Genomic DNA, 15,509 nt, shown 5'->3' with positions numbered 1-15,509 from the left:
TCAGCGCGGTATTCGACGGTAGCCGGAAAACGTGGACATGGAGTCTTTGTACCACAAAATCGAAGAGAGGCAACTGTAGCCAAGAAGCTAAGATCGTTTGGATCCTTGCTATATGCACTCCGTAGCGGCGATATGAGGCACTAGAAGATGACATCGCATGAGACGAAGCCGTACTGCCATCCTAATGCCGCCTGTCTAGAGTTAATCCGATCTGTCACTAGGTCACCAAGGATCTCGGCAGCACGCGAGCAAGCCGCTCCCTGCGGCGACAAGATTTTACGGGTAGTTCCCACTCATCCCGACCTATAGTTTAAGTTGCAAGTCCTTCACTCGCGGCCAGCACATGCAGCGCGCGGGCACGCTCTTTTGAAGAGCGAATCTTGTCTAACCTTCTCCCGTGAAAAATAACCCCACCAAGCTCACCATCTATTGAATAGCGAGCCACCACGGCATCCAGCTGTCCTTTGAATCTCCTGATGTCTTCGATCGCAAAATGCCCTTGTCTCCGAGTCAACAGCATCGGCCGATAGAACTGCTCCGCTAGGAGTATCGAGAAAAAATCAGGCGATAGGCCAAGCATTGCGGAAGCCGATCGAATTTTTACTTCCGGATGCGCCGAACACTTCTGATCCTTAGCCCACTTAAGGTCCACTTTGTAGTTCCGACTTCTTCGATATATCGCTGACTCCTTGACAGGCACAACTCCCTCGCGAATTCGTTTCAACAACGTTCTTGGATCGACCCCCATCACTTCTGCTGCGTCTGGCACTGATCCCCAGCGATAGTTCTCCCCAGTGATCCGTGCTCCAGCACCTCGCTTCAACTGATTCCGCGTCCAATACGTAGCACCAAAACGGGCTGCCTCTTCGCGCAAAAAAGCCAATTGCTCGGCATGCTCCCGCAAATTCCTACCAAGCGCGAATTCAAGCCATGGAAACGCAAATCGGAAGCTTTTCCTAGCGTCTGCGTCAGAAAGCTGCTTGTCAAAATACGTGCGGAGAGCCTCCCGGAAGCTTATGGGCCATGGCACCAGAATTTTGGCAACTTCAAGAAGATCTATTTTCACTTTTCGCTCTTCGAGGCTGACCGAAAGCAGCATCTCCTTTTTGTTGCGCCTACGCTGCCAGTAAAAGGTATTGCCAAGAACCTCGACCATACGCGTCAAGCGATACAAATCGATGTGCAAGAGATGAGACATTTCATCTGGAACACGTGTATCGACATATTCACTGCCATAAAGCGCCCGTCTGAACACGAGTAGCAACCCAGAAAGCCTACTTTCGCATCGCTCTGGCGATGCTTGCACCGTCAGATCGGCACCGCAACTACAGCGACCGATTCCGGGCCTATTCCAACGAAGCTGATGACCGCATACCTGACAGTGAGTGAGAAGCCGAACTTGGTGAATCGGGCACCACTCCACGAGACGCAGATGCCAGAAAGCTTCATGGCGATCCTGTTGCGCTACACAGTGCGGGCAAATGCGGAACGATCGCATGTCGACATAAGACGCATGCAACTCTGTTCCCACAAGCCGCAAGGTGGTTCGATCACCCACCCGATCAGGGCGCACACATACGCGGCGGGCCTCATCTACCGTAAGGTTGGCGATCTCCTGCATGACGGTGGGGGTGATCCGTCGGTAATCATCGGCGTGGTAGCCATTCCTGTACGGTTCGATGATCCAGGACGGCCTGTCATAACGGTTGGCCTTGCTAAGTTGATACAGATAGCCGGAAATGCATTCGGTAGGATGCGGCTTTGGCGTCAGGATCAGCATCAGAACGTCCTCCGAAGGTCTTCCTTGTCCTTGGCCACCTTGCTGCGCGTACTCGTTTGACGGGGCGTCTTGGCGCCTACAGAGGCTTTCGGCTCAACCCCATGCAGGTGGATCTGCCCATTGCCTTCCCGATAGGCACTGGCGTCGCTGGCCATGCCGAGCGCCCGAACGAGCAAGTCGTTGCGCTCCTGCGGCAAGTCACATAGAAAGGGGCCGCCCTTGAGTGGGAAGGTCGACGCGAACCAGATCGCCCGGGTATAGGCATCGGCCAGGTCCGTCAGCTGGATCTTAGTAGTCCTGCCCTGGATGGCGTGACGCACCGCGCGATCCATCAGTTTGGCGAACAGGCCGACGCGCCCGCTGGTCGCAAGATAGGTGCGGAAGGCGAGTTCCTCGCCTCCCAAGTCCGGCAACTCAAAGGGGTGCATCTCGGCCACGAATGAGCGCACGATCGAACGGAACTGGGTCCGGTCGCTGGCCACTGTCCAATCGAACAAGGGCATGACCAGACTGTGATCAAAGCGACCTTGCAACTGGCCATTGCGGTTGATGATCGCACAAGATTCGGGAAGGCCCGCCACGACCAAGGCCCAAGGCTTTTTCTCGATAAGGGTTTTCAGCCAGTCGGTGGTGTGATCCAGCCGTTTCTGCTGACCCTTGTCGCACAGGTGCTGGAACTCATCCAGGATGATCATTTTGCAACGGGTTTTTTCGAGGAAATCCAGCAACCTCGCGGTCTGATTGGACTCACTGCCCCGTGCCCAATGCGGGTCGCCGAACGCCCGCAAGAGCGCCTCGACCAACGCCTTGACAGTGCCGTTGTAGGGGATCGTGGCTTGCACAATCGACCGCCGAACCCCTTCGGCCAGCCGTTCCGGCGGATACCGGGACATGAAATCATCGATCACGCAGGATTTGCCGGTGCGATAGCCGCCGGCGATATGCACGCATTCCGGTGTCGCTGTCTTCCCCACCGAAAGAAGCGCCCCCTCCAGCGCATCCAGGATGGACGTGTACGCGAGATGGTCGATCCGAATGGACTTGACCAGGTTGAGGTATTTCATCAGTTCATTGACTTCGACGTTCATGCGCACACCTCGAGTGGGGTAGACACCCGGCGACTGGCGAGCATCGGGACGGTGTCCTGCTCGGGCGGGGTGTGGGAATAAGGAGCAGACTCGGCATGGATGTCGACGCCGGTCTGCTGAGCGACGGCAGCCGGATCCGGCGCACTCGTCGCCGGCGGCGAGGCAAAGGCGGCGAGCTGCACCGTCCCGTCGGCCTCTTCCGTGAAGCGGGACTGCTTTTTGCGCGTGGTGCGCTTGCCGCGTTTGGCATCGTCGCGAATCAACTGCCGGATGCGCTCCTTGGCACCCGTGAGCGAGATGTCGCGCTGCTCATCGTCCAGCATGCGTCGCTGGTACCGACGGCACACCTTGTGCTGCCAGCGCGTCATCCCTTGGGCATAGGCCTGATCCAACGCGGGCACCTTGATCACCGTGCGCCCATCGGGGGCCACTACGAACAGATAGCCGAGATCCTCGTCCATTACGCGTATTTCGACCTTGAGAGTCATGCCGTGCTGCTCCCGGAGCAAGCGCATGTCGTCCGAGTTGTAGAGCAGCCCGTCGAACTCGATTCCCTTATGGCTCAACACACGAACGTCGCGACGGCTGAACGCGGAATCGAAGACAGCGGACGAACTGGGCAACCAGCGATCAGTCCGCGAGATGGCCTCGGCCCAAGCCTCGCCCGGGGGCCTCCCCAAGGCCCGATGTGGCGCTTGGTGATACACGTCCACGACCCACGTCAGCACGACCTCACGCAACGTGGCCAGACCCACCACGGCATGCTTAAGCGGCTCGTAGTCGGCCTTCTCCAGCACGTTCAAGAACGTCCGACCTGGGATGCCTGCCAACAGCCCGGTATTGAGCGTACCGAAAAAGCGCTCGATTTTGCCTTTGTACCAAGGCTTTCGGCGAGGGCAGAACTGTACGACCATGCCAAAGGCATCCATCGCCATTTCGACGGCCGTGCCATGGAATTCCACACCATTGTCCGCGACGAGCGTATGCACGGTTCCCCATGCATCCCAGCTACTAATGATCTTTGGATGGCGCTTGAGGAGATCGGCCTTAGGCATGATCGCGTTGCGTAAGGCGCGCGCAATGCTGACTGAACTGGGATCTTCGAAACCAATGTAGTAGCCCAAGGCATACCGGCTGTACTCGTCTAGCACCAGAGTCAGCCAAGGGCGTCCTAACGGCAAACCCGTTTCGTCATCGACTACGATCAGATCCAGCCGGCAATGGTCGATCGCGGCGCGTGCCAACGGCGTTTCGGCAAACACTCCGTTTCCCGCCGCCCGAAACCGGATATCGGCGATACGCTTGCCATAGCGGGCCACGCACACGTCGTAGGCCGGCAGCGCTTTGATCTTCCGCTTCAGGTACTTGTACCGAGGCCGGGCCAACTGCTCTGACGGCAACCGCGCCTGGTTGAGCTTAGCGACCCGGCCTCGCAGGGTTTCTAGGCAATCGGCGATACTGCGCCGCTCGAGCGTTAGGTACAGCGTGTTGATGATGTCGTCGGCCAGATCCGACACTTCATTGCTGTAGCGGGCATTGCCATTGCCCTTGTTGTGGTGTCGATCAGCCAAAGCACGAATGTCGTCGCCTGCATTGCGATAGGCGCACACCCATTTGGCCACAGTGGTGAAATGGGGCACCTTGGCAAACAGGCACTGGCCTTTCCACAAGGCTTTGTTTGACCAGATTTCCTGGATGAGCGGTGTGATCGTGCAGGCCGTCATCGGCAAATCTTTCAATCGCTTGACGAATGCCAACTTGGCCTTCGCCCGCTCGATGATGGGTGCCGGGTACGACTGCATGAAGGCATCGACGGCCGCCGCCTTGAAGGCGGTCTGCTCGGCGGCGCTGGGAATCGCGTTCCCAGCACCGCCGGGAAACTGCAATTCCCCGGCTTGCCATTTGGCGAGCAACTCGTCGGTGGTCGTCTCCCAGATTCGCCCGTTCGAGAGGTTCTCCACAAACCACTCCGAGGTACCAATCGCACGCATGATCCGTGACGCATGTCCCTCCAACGAGAAATGCTGCCCCACTTGGATTACACCAGCCATGGCAAGCCTCCTTTGAGGTCATTGCGCTCCACGTAGAGTTGGCTTTCGGGGCCAAGCTTGCGGGTTCGGTCGACCTGGATCGTGCCAGCGAGGATCTCGTGGCAGAGCCACGCGATTTCGGGGCTGCCAGGATCGTCCCAGCCGAACGCACCGAGGGTGATCGCCTCCGACATGCGAATCCGCTCAAAGGTCGCAAGCGACCAATGCTCGGGCGGGCGCTGCCTGCCGCGGCGCAGCAGCTTCTCGGCGCTTTCCAACGCATAGCCCGTGCGAACGTCAGACTCCGTCACCAGCCGATAGCGCCAGCCGTACGATTTCAGCAGCGTAGTAAGGCGTGCCGTCCTCGACCGAATCTCATCGTCGATGTCGGTCTCGAACTTGACCTCAATGAATTCGCGACTGGCGTCAGCCTGCACCAGGAAATCAGGGACATGGAGCCGCGGCCCGGGGTTGTCGAGGAAATAGAGAGTCGCGGGCTGCTCCGCAAAGTGAGTGACGCCCGGGGAGGCGTCCAACAGCATCGCAACCTCGACCTCCAGTCGCGACTCACACTGAACCGTTCGCTTGAGCTTGAGCGAGGCCAGTTTCGAAGCGGGCCGAGGCGCTCCGCGATGCACGAGGCGGCGCATGCGGACTTGACCGGGCTTGGGCCAGTCGAACTGGACTTCATTCGGACCCGGCAGCCACTTGGCGAACCATGGATCTTTCGGTGCGTCGGCAGTCGGCGCCCACTGACTAACTGAGGAAACTCGCATAGTAGGATCGTCCAATGAGCCGCAGGCTGGGTTCAGCCCACGGCGTTTCTGAGGATCCCGGCTGGCGCGCTCGGAAAGCCTGGATGGCTTGACAGCAAGCACGCGCCTCCTGCACTATCGCGAGTAAGCGCACTGCTTAATCGCTTTACGGGCCCGGATCTCCTGCCAGAGATCCGGGCCCTAAGTGTTTTTGGCCGGGCAGATGGTGGAAGAGATCGATCGGTTAGGTCATATCGCACCTCCCGGCCTCTGCTCGAGTTTTTGCCAGCTCTTCGAGTTGGTCTAGATAGCGTGCAACGACACACGCGGTCACGAACCAGCCACGACGCCCGGGTAGGTGTTGGACAGTCACGCCTAAAGAGCCACGCTGCCGCGCCTTTCGCACAGCCTGCAAGCTTGTGTAATTCAAGACTTCCGCGAGATCTGCAAGGGTCAGCAACTCCCCATATTTATTGCGAAGGTATTGCTCACGAGCGTTTCCAAACATGGGGCGTCATCCGGTTTTGTCGCCTCCAGTATCTGCATGTCCTCCAACGTCGTGGGGGGTAGACTTTCCGGCATGCGAGACGCCTCGGAACAACCCCACAATTTGCTCGACGTCACATTTTCTTCCGCCGAAATCCGTAGCAAGATCAGTTCGCTTCGCACATGCCTGTGGCTAGACCACGCTCTTTGGCTAACCGGATTAGAGGCAGGTGAATTCGGTCGACGCTATGTGGAGGACGGCCGTGATCGCTTCCAAGACTCGAAAGCTGTCTACAAATGGCTAGCACTCAAGCGCAACCCATCCCCCGGTCTTGTCGCACGAATCGAAACCAAGGTGCCGGGGACGGCATGGGTGTTCCGCCTTCCGCTTTACGATTTACTGCTCCCTGCGCCTCCAAGCGACTCGACTCTAAGCAAACTGCGTCAGACATATCTCGCCGACCCTTCACTTGGCTGGCACTTCCCTTTAAGTGATCGCCCTTTCACCGCGGCATTTCTACCGCCATTCAAGTCGCAGCTGCCATTCGCGCCGGCACTTCAACCGCAAGCAGTAAGTGCGCTTGTAGATCGCGGAGATGCATGGGGCTTGATTGGCCTGCTGCTTTGCATGCGATCAGCTCAGAGAGCTAACGACGTAGATGCAGTTTCACTTATCTCCCGTGACCTTTTCCGCGCCCTGCCAGGTTTTCTTCAGGCGCCTTGGACACATCGATGCTGGCCACATCTGCGGTTCTTGATGGAGGCCCTACGAGATAGCCTGCCGATGGTTACGACTGCATTTGCCGTCAATTGGCGCTTAATTGAGGCCTATCGGGATGCTGCGTGGTATCAACCGCGGCGCGAACTACGGCCGCGTGAAGAGGATGGCCGTTTTGTCGAGTATCCCGATGTCATAGTCGAGGGGTCGACAATAGAGGGATGGCGCGGTGGCCGGCTCACGCGAGCAGCTCAAGAAGAGTTGATGTATCAATCGACCGACGCAATTCTCAGCGAAATTCTTGGGGTCTCTGAATCATTCGCTAGCGGTTAGTCAGTGTGCCCGCGCCCGAGTGATGCATCACCGAGCGAGCCAATGATCATTAGTTCGCCGACGGCAACTGCGACGACCAACTCAGGGATCAGCGCAATCATGACCAACCAAGCACCTGAGAGGCTGCTGGGCGGTACACAAAGGGGCCGTCCCCTAGTTGCGAGTTATGGGTCTCGCAGTAGCGCTTTATGGGGGCCAAAGTAGCGCCTTATGGGGTACCGCACACTATCCAAGCCATGGCAAGCGGGCTCCGCTACCTCATCCACACTTCGAATAACCGCAATTCAAACAAGTCGCACACCCGTCCATCAAAACAAGCGCCTTGGTCGAACACTTGTGGCACATGGTCGCGCTGGGCGGGAAGCTGGCCCCGTCGCCGGTCACGGCGATGTCTTCCGGATGCTCCTCGGCACTGCTCAGCCCTACCGGGCCGGCGTCAGCGTTTTTTTTTGAGCGTTCTTCGAACGCGCGGCGCTTCTCGGCGATCAGCGCGCGCTGGGCGTCGCTCATCTCGGGGTCGTGCAGCATGCCGATGGACTTCAGGTGGTCCTCGACGATGCTGCCGAGTTCGGCGACCAGCGAGGGCATGTACACGCCGCCCGCCTTGAAGTAGCCGCCCTTGGGGTCGAACACCGCCTTCATCTCGTCCACCAGGAAGGTGACGTCGCCGCCCTTGCGGAACACCGCCGAGAGAATGCGGGTCAGCGCCACGATCCACTGGAAATGCTCCATCGACTTGGAGTTGATGAAGATCTCGAACGGGCGGCGGTGTTCGTGCTCGGTGCCGGCGTTGAGCACGATGTCGTTGATGGTCACGTACATGGCGTGTTCCACCAGCGGCGACTTGATCTTGTAGGTGCTGCCGATCAGGACTTCCGGGCGCTCGATGCGCTCGTGCATCTGGATCACGTTGTCGTCGGAGGCAGCGACCGGCGCGGCCTCCGCGGCCTTGGCGCTTTCCTTGGCCTTGTCGTCCGGGGTGACGACGGCGTAGCCCTTGATTTTCTTTTCGATCCTGACGGTCATGGTCCTGACTCTGCGTGTCTGCGTGCGTTGCGTGCGGGTTGCGCGCCACGCCCGGCGTGCCGGGCGGGCGCAGGGACATGCTTACTTCTTCGCGGCCTTCTTGACGGCCTTCTTCACTGCTTTCCTGGCGGGCGCCTTCTTGGCCGGCGCTTTCTTGGCGACGGCCTTCTTGGCCGGTGCCTTCTTCACCGCCTTCTTGGCCGCGGCTTTCTTCGCCGGAGCCTTCTTGGCGACCGCCTTCTTCACCTTGGCGACGTCCTTCTTGACCGCTTTCTTGGCGGCGCCGACGGCCTTCTTCGCCTTGGCGACATCCTTCTTGACGGTCTTCTTCGCCGCCGCCTTCTTGCCGGCCACCTTCTTCTTCAGCGCGGCCACTTCCTTCTTCGCATCGGCGCTGGCGCTGGCGAGCTTCTTCTTCGCCGTCGCGACGGTCTTGCCGACCGCCTTCTTGGCCTTGGCGACTTCGGTCTTGACCTTCTTCTCCGCCGACTTCGCCGCCTTCTTCGCCTTCGCCACCGTGGCGCTGGCGGTGCTGGCGACGGCGCCGCTCACTTCCGCAACCTTCTCTTTCGCAGTTTCAACGGCATCCGACAGCTTTGCCGTCACTCCATCTCCGTTGCTCATGTGCCCTCCTCAGGGCGTGGGTTGGTGGGTACAACAGCGCGATCCTATACCCGCTGGAGCGCGCGTGCAGCGGTCGTTTCCGACCCGCCGCGCGCGTCGCCCACCGGCGGATCAGAACTTGCCGTAGTACCCCTCCTTGAGGGCGTCGAAGAGGTTGGCCGCGGTGTGCAGTTCGCCGTCGTACTCGATCTGCTCGTTGCCCTTCACTTCCACCACCTGGCCGTCCTCCAGTTCGAAGCGGTAGGTGGTGTTTTCGAGGTCGGCTTCCTTCACCAGCACGCCCTGGAAGGCGGCCGGGTTGAAGCGGAAGGTGGTGCAGCCCTTCAAGCCGCTCTGGTAGGCGTAGCGGTAGATGTCCTTGAAGTCCTCATACGGGTAGTCCGTGGGGACGTTGGCGGTCTTGGAGATGGACGAATCCACCCACTTCTGCGCCGCCGCCTGCACGTCCACGTGTTCCTTCGGGCTGATGTCGTCGGCGGCGATGAAGTAGTCGGGCAGCTTGGCCGCCGCGTCCTCGGCGAACGGCATCGCCTTGGCGTTCACCAGTTCGCGGTAGGCCAGCAGCTCGAAGGAGAACACGTCCACCTTCTCCTTGGTTTTCTTGCCTTCGCGGATGACATTGCGGCTGTAGTGGTGGGCGAACGACGGCTCGATGCCGTTGCTGGCGTTGTTGGCCAGCGACAGGGAGATCGTGCCGGTCGGGGCGATGGAGCTGTGGTGAGTGAAGCGCGCGCCGATGTCGGCCAGTTCCTCGACCAGCTCCGGCGCGACTTCGGCCACCTTCTGCATGTAGCGGCTGTACTTGGCGTGCAGGGTCTTGCCCTGGATTTCCTGGCCCAGCTTCCAGCCGTCGCGCACCATTTCCGGGCGCTTGCGCAGCATTTCGGCAGTGACGGTGAACACCTCGTCCATGATCGGCGCGGCGCCCTTTTCCTTCGCAAGCTGAAGGCCGGTTTCCCAGCCGGCCACGGCCATGTCGCGGGCGATGCGCTCGGTGAACTCGCAGGACTCCTTGCTGCCGTACTTCATCCGCAGCATGGTCATGGTGCTGCCGAGGCCCAGGAAGCCCATGCCGTGGCGGCGCTTGCGCATGATCTCGTCGCGCTGCTGCTGCAGGGGAAGGCCGTTGACCTCGACCACGTTGTCCAGCATGCGGGTGAACACGCGCACGACTTCCTTGTATTCCTCCCAATCGAACTCGGCCTGGTCGGTGAAGGCGTTGCGCACGAACTTGGTCAGGTTGACCGACCCCAGCAGGCAGGCGCCGTAGGGCGGCAGCGGCTGCTCGCCGCAGGGGTTGGTGGCGCGGATGGTCTCGCACCACCAGTTGTTGTTCATCTCGTTGACCTTGTCGATCAGGATGAACCCGGGCTCGGCGTAGTCGTACGTCGAGACCATGATCATGTCCCACAGGTGGCGGGCGCGGATGTGGCCGTAGATCTTGCAGGCCACCAGGCCGTCTTCGCGGGCGATGTAGTTGCGGTGGGTCGGCCACTCGCGCCAGACCACCTGCTCGGCGTCGTCCAGGTCGATCTCGCCCTTTTCCTTGATGTTCACCGGGAACACCAGCGGCCAGTCGGCGTCGTTCTCCACCGCCTGCATGAAGCCGTCGGTGATGAGCAGCGACAGGTTGAACTGGCGCAGGCGGCCGTCCTCGCGCTTGGCGCGGATGAAGTCCTTCACGTCCGGATGGCTGACGTCGAACGTGCCCATCTGCGCACCGCGACGGCCGCCGGCGCTGGACACGGTGAAGCACATCTTGTCGTAGATATCCATGAAGGACATCGGGCCGGAGGTGTACGCGCCCGCGCCGGCGACGAACGCGCCGCGCGGGCGCAGCGTGCTGAATTCGTAGCCGATGCCGCAGCCGGCCTTCAGGGTCAGGCCGGCCTCGTGCACCTTGTCGAGGATGCCGTCCATCGAGTCTTCAATGGTGCCGGAGACGGTGCAGTTGATCGTCGAAGTGGCGGGCTTGTGCTCCTGCGCGCCGGCGTTGGAGGTGATGCGGCCGGCCGGGATCGCGCCGCGGCGCAGCGCCCAGGTGAAGCGCTCCTGCCAGTACTGCTGTAGCTCGGCGGTGGGCTCGGCCTCGGCCAGCGCCTTGGCGACGCGCTTGTAGGTGCCGTCGATGTCGGCATCCAGCGCCTGCCCGGCCTTGGTCTTGAGGCGGTACTTCTTGTCCCAGATGTCCACCGACGCCGGCTGCATCGGGATGTCCTGATTTGCGTCCGTGGTCACCGCTTCCAGCCTCGCCGTGCTCATGCCCTTCGACTCTCCTGTGTCGTTATAGACCCACGCAGTGGTGGATCCGTTGCCCATGTCCCGCCCCCGGCATCCGTCGGGGGCGACGATGCGGGCCGCGACGCCGCGCAGCCTGCCGTTGTCACTGATTGGATGGCGTTGCCGCCGGTGCTTGCATCGTCACGCGCCGCTCCCCCGCCGACGTCGTTTCCCTTGGCCGGCGGCGCCCCCTGCGCCACTAGCTTTGGGTCTTCCTGCAAAACGAACCACTAGATCTAGTGGCCCAACCGGCAAGACCTTACCACCGCCCGGGCCCAAGTCAACGCCAAAAATCCGCCCGCGACGGCTTGCAATCCGGCAGGCCGGGCTGACATCCACCAGCGACGCGGCTTTCGCGTTTTCCGACCGCGCGGCGGGGCAAAAACTGAATGCGGCGCGCATGTTGCGGTGCGTGATCGGCGCCGGCCGATCCCGCCTCCGGCCACCGCCTTCAGCCGCGATTGCGCGATCCCCGGCGAGACTCGGCAATACTTGTCCGTTGCACCGCCATTCACGCCGAATCGCCGCATGAAGACCGCCACCAAGACCCTGCTCGCCCTCACCGCCGCCGCCGCGTTCGGCGGTTTCGCCGCCACCGGCCTGAACCTGATGCTGGAACAGCCGGCGCAGGCCGCGCCGACGCCCGCCGCCGCCGTGCCGGCCGCCGCGGCCCTGCCCACCGCGGTCAACGGGGTGCCGATGCCCTCGCTGGCGCCGATGCTGAAACGCGTGCTGCCGGCGGTGGTCAGCGTCAACACCAAGCAGCGGGTGCGGGTGAACACGCCGTTCGGCGACGACCCGGTGTTCCGCCGCATCTTCGGCATCCCGGCCGAACGCATCGCGCAGTCGCTGGGCTCCGGCGTCATCGTCGATGCGCAGCGCGGACTGGTGCTGACCAACAACCACGTGGTCGAGGACGCCGACGAGGTGCAGGTGACGCTGGCCGACGGACGCACGCTGAAGGCCGAGTTCGTCGGCAACGACGCCGACACCGACATCGCGCTGATGCGCATCCCGGCGCAGCACCTGACCGCCATTCCGGTGGCGAACAGCGACCAGCTGCAGATCGGCGACTTCGTCGTCGCCATCGGCAATCCGTTCGGCGTCGGCCAGACCGTGACCAGCGGCATCGTGTCGGCGGTCGGCCGCAACAACCTGCCGGGCGCCGGCTACCAGAACTTCATCCAGACCGACGCCAGCATCAATCCCGGCAACTCCGGCGGCGCGCTGGTCAACCTCAACGGCGAGCTGGTCGGCATCAACACCGCCAGCTTCAACCCGCGCGGGTCGATGGCCGGCAACATCGGCTTGGGCTTCGCGATTCCGGCCAACCTCGCCACCCGCATCAAGGACCAGCTGCTGAACGGCGGCGTGGTCCGGCGCGGCACGCTGGGCATCGACACCCAGGACGTGGACGCGCGCATCGCCAAGGGCCTGGGCCTGGCCGAAACGCGCGGCGCGGTGGTCACCCGCGTCTATCCGGGCTCCGCCGCCGGCGCGGCCGGACTGAAGGTGGGCGACGTGGTGACGGCCGCCAACGGCCAGGCGATCGACAACGCCGAGGCGCTGCGCAACTTCCAGGGCCTGCAGGCGCCGGACGCCAAGGTGGCGCTGGACCTGCTGCGCGACGGCAAGCCGCTGCAGATCACCAGCGGCCTGCGCGAAGCGCCGAAGGCATTGGATGGCGCCCAGCTCGACGCGCGCCTGACCGGCGCCAGCTTCGCCGAACTGCCGGAATCGCTGCGCCGCCAGGGCCTGGCCGGCGTGCTGGTGGAAAAGGTGGAACGCGGCAGCCGCGCGCAGCAGAACTACCTGCAGCCCGGCGACGTGATTCTCACCGCCAGCACCGGCGACTTCAGCGACCTCACCGGCTTCCGCGCCAGCCTGTCGCGCAGCAGCGACCAGCTGGTGCTGCAGGTGCTGCGCAACGGCCGCGCCTACAACGTGCCGATGCGCTGACGCGATCCTCACCCGAACGGTGCGACACTGACCCGACACTCCCACACCGAGGACGCGGCAGATGAGCGAACACACCGAAGCGGTCAAGAGCAATCTGGGCGAGGCCGGCACGCATCTGAAGCAGGCGGCCACCGCCGCCGGCGGCGCGGTCAAGAGCGCGGCCGGCGCGGCCGGCGACGAACTGCGGGTAGGCAAGGCGCAGGTGAAGGCGGAACTGGCCGACGGCGCGATCTCCGGCCTGAGCGCCGCCGAACACCTGGGCAGCGCGGCCAGCGAACAGGCCAGCGCGCTGATGGACAAGGGCCGCGACCTGCTCGACAGCGCCGCCGAACTGATCCGCGAGCGTCCGCTGGCCGCCTTCGGCGTCGCCTTCGCCGCCGGCTGGATCATTTCCAAGCTCGGCCGCAGCGACAAGTAAGCGCCCGGCATGACCGACGGGGAGCGGACGGGCGACGCGCAGGCGGATCGCGCGCACGACGGCGCAGCCGCGCCTGGCGTCGGCGAGGCGCTGCGCCTGCTGGGCGAGGACGGCCGCGCCGGCCTGCGCGCGGCGCGCGACACCTTGCAGGCGCTGCGCATCCTGGTCACCGCCGACTTCGCGCTGGCGCGCGGCGCCTTGGCCCGTGCGCTGGTCTGCGCCGGCGTGGCGGTGGCGTTCGGCGGTTCGGCCTGGCTGCTGCTGATGGCGACGCTGATCGCCGCGCTGCAGGCCACCGGACTGTCCTGGCTGTTGTCGCTGCTGCTGGCCGCGCTGCTGAGCATCGCGACGACCGCCATCGCCGCGCTCGCCGCCGTGCGCTATTTCGGACACACCGGCATGCACGCCAGCCGCCGGCAGCTCGCGCGGCTCGGGCTCAGCGCGCTGGACGACCTGATGCGCGGCTTCGACGAAGACGACGAACGCAAATCCGCGACGCCTGCGCCTCCGCAACCTGATGACGGTGCGGATGCGACGACGCGCCCGCCGCAGGAGCCGCAGCCGTGAGCCTCGATGCGCTGGTCAACCGCGTCCGCCAGGCCGAACAGGCGGTGGAAGTGCGCGAACAGCGCACGCGCAGGCAGTGGACGCAGTTCAAGGCGACCTGGCGCGCGGCCTGGACGCCGGGCCGGATCGTCGTCGCCGGGCTAGCGGCCGGCTTCGCCGCCGGCCGCGCCAAGCCGCTGCGGCTGGCCGGCAGCGGCGGCGTGCTCGACCTGCTGCGCGCGCTGACGCCGCTGTTCGTCGGCGTGCAGGCCGCGCAGGCGGCGGCCGAGGAACTCCAACCCGATCCGTCCAACAACCCGCCTGAGACGCCGCCCTCGCCATGAACGCGCCCATCGACGCTTCCGCGCCGGTTCCCGCGACACCTTCCGCCACCGGCGAACCCGCGCCGCCCGCACCGCGCCCGCGCGCGCCGATGTCGCTGGTGGTGCTGGCGACGCTGGCGGTCGCCTACACGCTGTGGGCCAGCCAGGACCTGATCCTGCCGGTGCTGCTGGCGATGTTCTTCGCGCTGATCGGCAACCCGATCATCCGCCTGCTGCAACGCATCCGCATCCCGCGCTTCCTGGCCGCACTGGCGGTGCTGTGCAGCGGCATCGCGCTGACGATGCTGCTGGGCCAGCAGCTGGTGCAGCCGGCCGGCGAATGGATCCGCGAAGCCCCGCGCGAGCTGCGCACGCTGGCGCCGAAACTACAGAAGCTGACCAAGCCGGTGCAGGACGCCAACAAGGCGGCGGAGAACATCGCCCGCGCCGCCGGCGGCGAGAGCACCGCGAAGCCGGTGCAGATCGTGCGCACCGAAGCGAACGATCCGTACAAGTCGCTGACCGCCACCCCGCGCGTGGTCGCCGGCGTGCTGGCGGTGGTGCTGCTGACGTTCTTCTTCATGGTCTACGGGCAGGACCTGCAGCGCCACGCCATCGCGCTGCTGCCGGACCGGCAGAAGAAGAAGCTGACGGTGGAGATTCTGCAGGCCATCGAAACCGAGGTCAGCCGCTACGTGCTCACCATCAGCGCGATCAACGCGGTGGTGGGCCTGGTGTTCGCCGGCTGCCTGTTCTTCCTGCTCGACGTGCCGCTGGACGAGGCGCTGCTGTGGGGCACGATGGCGATGCTGCTCAACTTCGCGCCCTACGTCGGCCCGCTGATCGGCATCGCCGCGATGCTGCTGATGGGCTTCGCCAGCTACGACGAAACCCTGCGCGCGCTGGTGCCGGCCGCGATCTACCTCGGCCTGCACACGCTGGAAGGGCAGATCGTTACGCCCATCGTGCTTGGCCGGCGGATGGCGCTGTCGCCGCTGGTGCTGATCCTGGCGCTGATGGTGTTCGGCTGGCTGTGGGGCATCGTCGGGCTGCTGCTGGCGGTGCCGATGCTGGTCTGCGTGAAGATCGTGCTGGCCCGGCTGGAAGGCATGGAGGGCTGGGCCAGGCTGCTGGAGTAGCCGG

13 protein-coding genes are annotated in these 15,509 nt (G+C 63.3%); 6 read left to right on the top strand and 7 right to left on the bottom strand.

The genetic code is table 11. From position 1 onward, the window contains the following. Positions 1–310: 310 nt before the first annotated feature. Genes H9L17_RS09540 through H9L17_RS09525 form a run of 4 tightly spaced genes read right to left on the bottom strand, consistent with a single transcriptional unit; the run spans position 311 to position 5,548 of the window. On the bottom strand, positions 311–1,780 hold the full coding sequence (locus H9L17_RS09540) for a TniQ family protein (RefSeq protein ID WP_187569239.1): 1,470 nt from the start codon (positions 1,778–1,780) through the stop codon (positions 311–313). Continuing rightward, positions 1,780–2,868: a TniB family NTP-binding protein gene (locus H9L17_RS09535; protein ID WP_187569238.1), complete on the bottom strand. Its 1,089-nt coding sequence runs from the start codon at positions 2,866–2,868 to the stop codon at positions 1,780–1,782. The genes H9L17_RS09540 and H9L17_RS09535 overlap by 1 nt, the downstream gene beginning before the upstream one ends. Beyond that, the gene (locus H9L17_RS09530; RefSeq protein WP_187569237.1) at positions 2,865–4,919 is read right to left on the bottom strand and encodes a Mu transposase C-terminal domain-containing protein; all 2,055 of its coding nucleotides are present in this window, start codon (positions 4,917–4,919) and stop codon (positions 2,865–2,867) included. The genes H9L17_RS09535 and H9L17_RS09530 overlap by 4 nt, the downstream gene beginning before the upstream one ends. Beyond that, positions 4,907–5,548 (bottom strand): TnsA endonuclease N-terminal domain-containing protein, encoded by a 642-nt coding sequence (locus tag H9L17_RS09525; protein ID WP_187569236.1) that lies wholly within the window; start codon positions 5,546–5,548, stop codon positions 4,907–4,909. Before H9L17_RS09525 ends, H9L17_RS09530 begins: the two co-directional genes overlap by 13 nt. Before the next feature lie 649 nt (positions 5,549–6,197). On the opposite strand from H9L17_RS09525, the gene H9L17_RS09520 reads away from it, so the two are divergent. Continuing rightward, entirely contained in the window at positions 6,198–7,190 is a 993-nt protein-coding gene (locus H9L17_RS09520) for a hypothetical protein (RefSeq protein ID WP_187569235.1), read from the top strand. A gap of 258 nt (positions 7,191–7,448) precedes the next feature. Here the strand turns inward: H9L17_RS09520 and H9L17_RS09515 are convergent, their stop codons facing one another. The 3 genes from H9L17_RS09515 to H9L17_RS09505 form a co-directional block, all read right to left on the bottom strand. Further along, positions 7,449–8,216 (bottom strand): TSCPD domain-containing protein, encoded by a 768-nt coding sequence (locus tag H9L17_RS09515; RefSeq protein ID WP_187569234.1) that lies wholly within the window; start codon positions 8,214–8,216, stop codon positions 7,449–7,451. A gap of 81 nt (positions 8,217–8,297) precedes the next feature. Continuing rightward, positions 8,298–8,768 (bottom strand): hypothetical protein, encoded by a 471-nt coding sequence (locus H9L17_RS09510; protein ID WP_187569233.1) that lies wholly within the window; start codon positions 8,766–8,768, stop codon positions 8,298–8,300. 183 nt (positions 8,769–8,951) lie between these two features. Beyond that, positions 8,952–11,102 carry an adenosylcobalamin-dependent ribonucleoside-diphosphate reductase gene (locus H9L17_RS09505; protein ID WP_187569232.1) on the bottom strand — a complete coding sequence of 717 codons (2,151 nt, stop codon included), beginning with the start codon at positions 11,100–11,102 and terminating at the stop codon, positions 8,952–8,954. Between the two features lie 546 nt (positions 11,103–11,648). Between H9L17_RS09505 and H9L17_RS09500 the strand changes: the two genes are divergently transcribed. The 5 genes from H9L17_RS09500 (at position 11,649) to H9L17_RS09480 (ending at position 15,505) form a co-directional block, all read left to right on the top strand. After that, the gene (locus H9L17_RS09500; RefSeq protein ID WP_187569231.1) at positions 11,649–13,079 is read left to right on the top strand and encodes a Do family serine endopeptidase; all 1,431 of its coding nucleotides are present in this window, start codon (positions 11,649–11,651) and stop codon (positions 13,077–13,079) included. Between the two features lie 61 nt (positions 13,080–13,140). Further along, the gene (locus tag H9L17_RS09495; RefSeq protein ID WP_187569230.1) at positions 13,141–13,497 is read left to right on the top strand and encodes a hypothetical protein; all 357 of its coding nucleotides are present in this window, start codon (positions 13,141–13,143) and stop codon (positions 13,495–13,497) included. Between the two features lie 9 nt (positions 13,498–13,506). Continuing rightward, positions 13,507–14,064, top strand: a complete 558-nt coding sequence (locus H9L17_RS09490; RefSeq protein ID WP_187569229.1) for a phage holin family protein — start codon at positions 13,507–13,509, stop codon at positions 14,062–14,064. Then, positions 14,061–14,387, top strand: a complete 327-nt coding sequence (locus tag H9L17_RS09485) for a hypothetical protein (RefSeq protein ID WP_187569228.1) — start codon at positions 14,061–14,063, stop codon at positions 14,385–14,387. Before H9L17_RS09490 ends, H9L17_RS09485 begins: the two co-directional genes overlap by 4 nt. Continuing rightward, complete coding sequence (locus H9L17_RS09480; protein WP_187569227.1) at positions 14,384–15,505, top strand: AI-2E family transporter; 1,122 nt, start codon at positions 14,384–14,386, stop codon at positions 15,503–15,505. Before H9L17_RS09485 ends, H9L17_RS09480 begins: the two co-directional genes overlap by 4 nt. Positions 15,506–15,509 lie beyond the last annotated feature (4 nt).

Source organism: Thermomonas brevis, assembly GCF_014395425.1.
In the GTDB taxonomy this organism is placed as follows: Bacteria; Pseudomonadota; Gammaproteobacteria; order Xanthomonadales; family Xanthomonadaceae; genus Thermomonas; species Thermomonas brevis.
Note: the sequence above shows the minus strand (reverse complement) of the source record. Positions and strands in the feature narration are given on the sequence as shown.

Excerpts from the sequence above, each read along its gene's own strand:
- H9L17_RS09540 (WP_187569239.1), bottom strand. The coding sequence starts at position 1,780 with ATGCTGATCCTGACGCCAAAGCCGCATCCTACCGAATGCATTTCCGGC.
- H9L17_RS09535 (WP_187569238.1), bottom strand. The coding sequence starts at position 2,868 with ATGAACGTCGAAGTCAATGAACTGATGAAATACCTCAACCTGGTCAAG.
- H9L17_RS09530 (WP_187569237.1), bottom strand. The coding sequence starts at position 4,919 with ATGGCTGGTGTAATCCAAGTGGGGCAGCATTTCTCGTTGGAGGGACAT.
- H9L17_RS09525 (WP_187569236.1), bottom strand. The coding sequence starts at position 5,548 with ATGCGCCGCCTCGTGCATCGCGGAGCGCCTCGGCCCGCTTCGAAACTG.
- H9L17_RS09520 (WP_187569235.1), top strand. The coding sequence starts at position 6,198 with ATGTCCTCCAACGTCGTGGGGGGTAGACTTTCCGGCATGCGAGACGCC.
- H9L17_RS09515 (WP_187569234.1), bottom strand. The coding sequence starts at position 8,216 with ATGACCGTCAGGATCGAAAAGAAAATCAAGGGCTACGCCGTCGTCACC.
- H9L17_RS09505 (WP_187569232.1), bottom strand. The coding sequence starts at position 11,102 with ATGAGCACGGCGAGGCTGGAAGCGGTGACCACGGACGCAAATCAGGAC.
- H9L17_RS09500 (WP_187569231.1), top strand. The coding sequence starts at position 11,649 with ATGAAGACCGCCACCAAGACCCTGCTCGCCCTCACCGCCGCCGCCGCG.
- H9L17_RS09495 (WP_187569230.1), top strand. The coding sequence starts at position 13,141 with ATGAGCGAACACACCGAAGCGGTCAAGAGCAATCTGGGCGAGGCCGGC.
- H9L17_RS09490 (WP_187569229.1), top strand. The coding sequence starts at position 13,507 with ATGACCGACGGGGAGCGGACGGGCGACGCGCAGGCGGATCGCGCGCAC.
- H9L17_RS09480 (WP_187569227.1), top strand. The coding sequence starts at position 14,384 with ATGAACGCGCCCATCGACGCTTCCGCGCCGGTTCCCGCGACACCTTCC.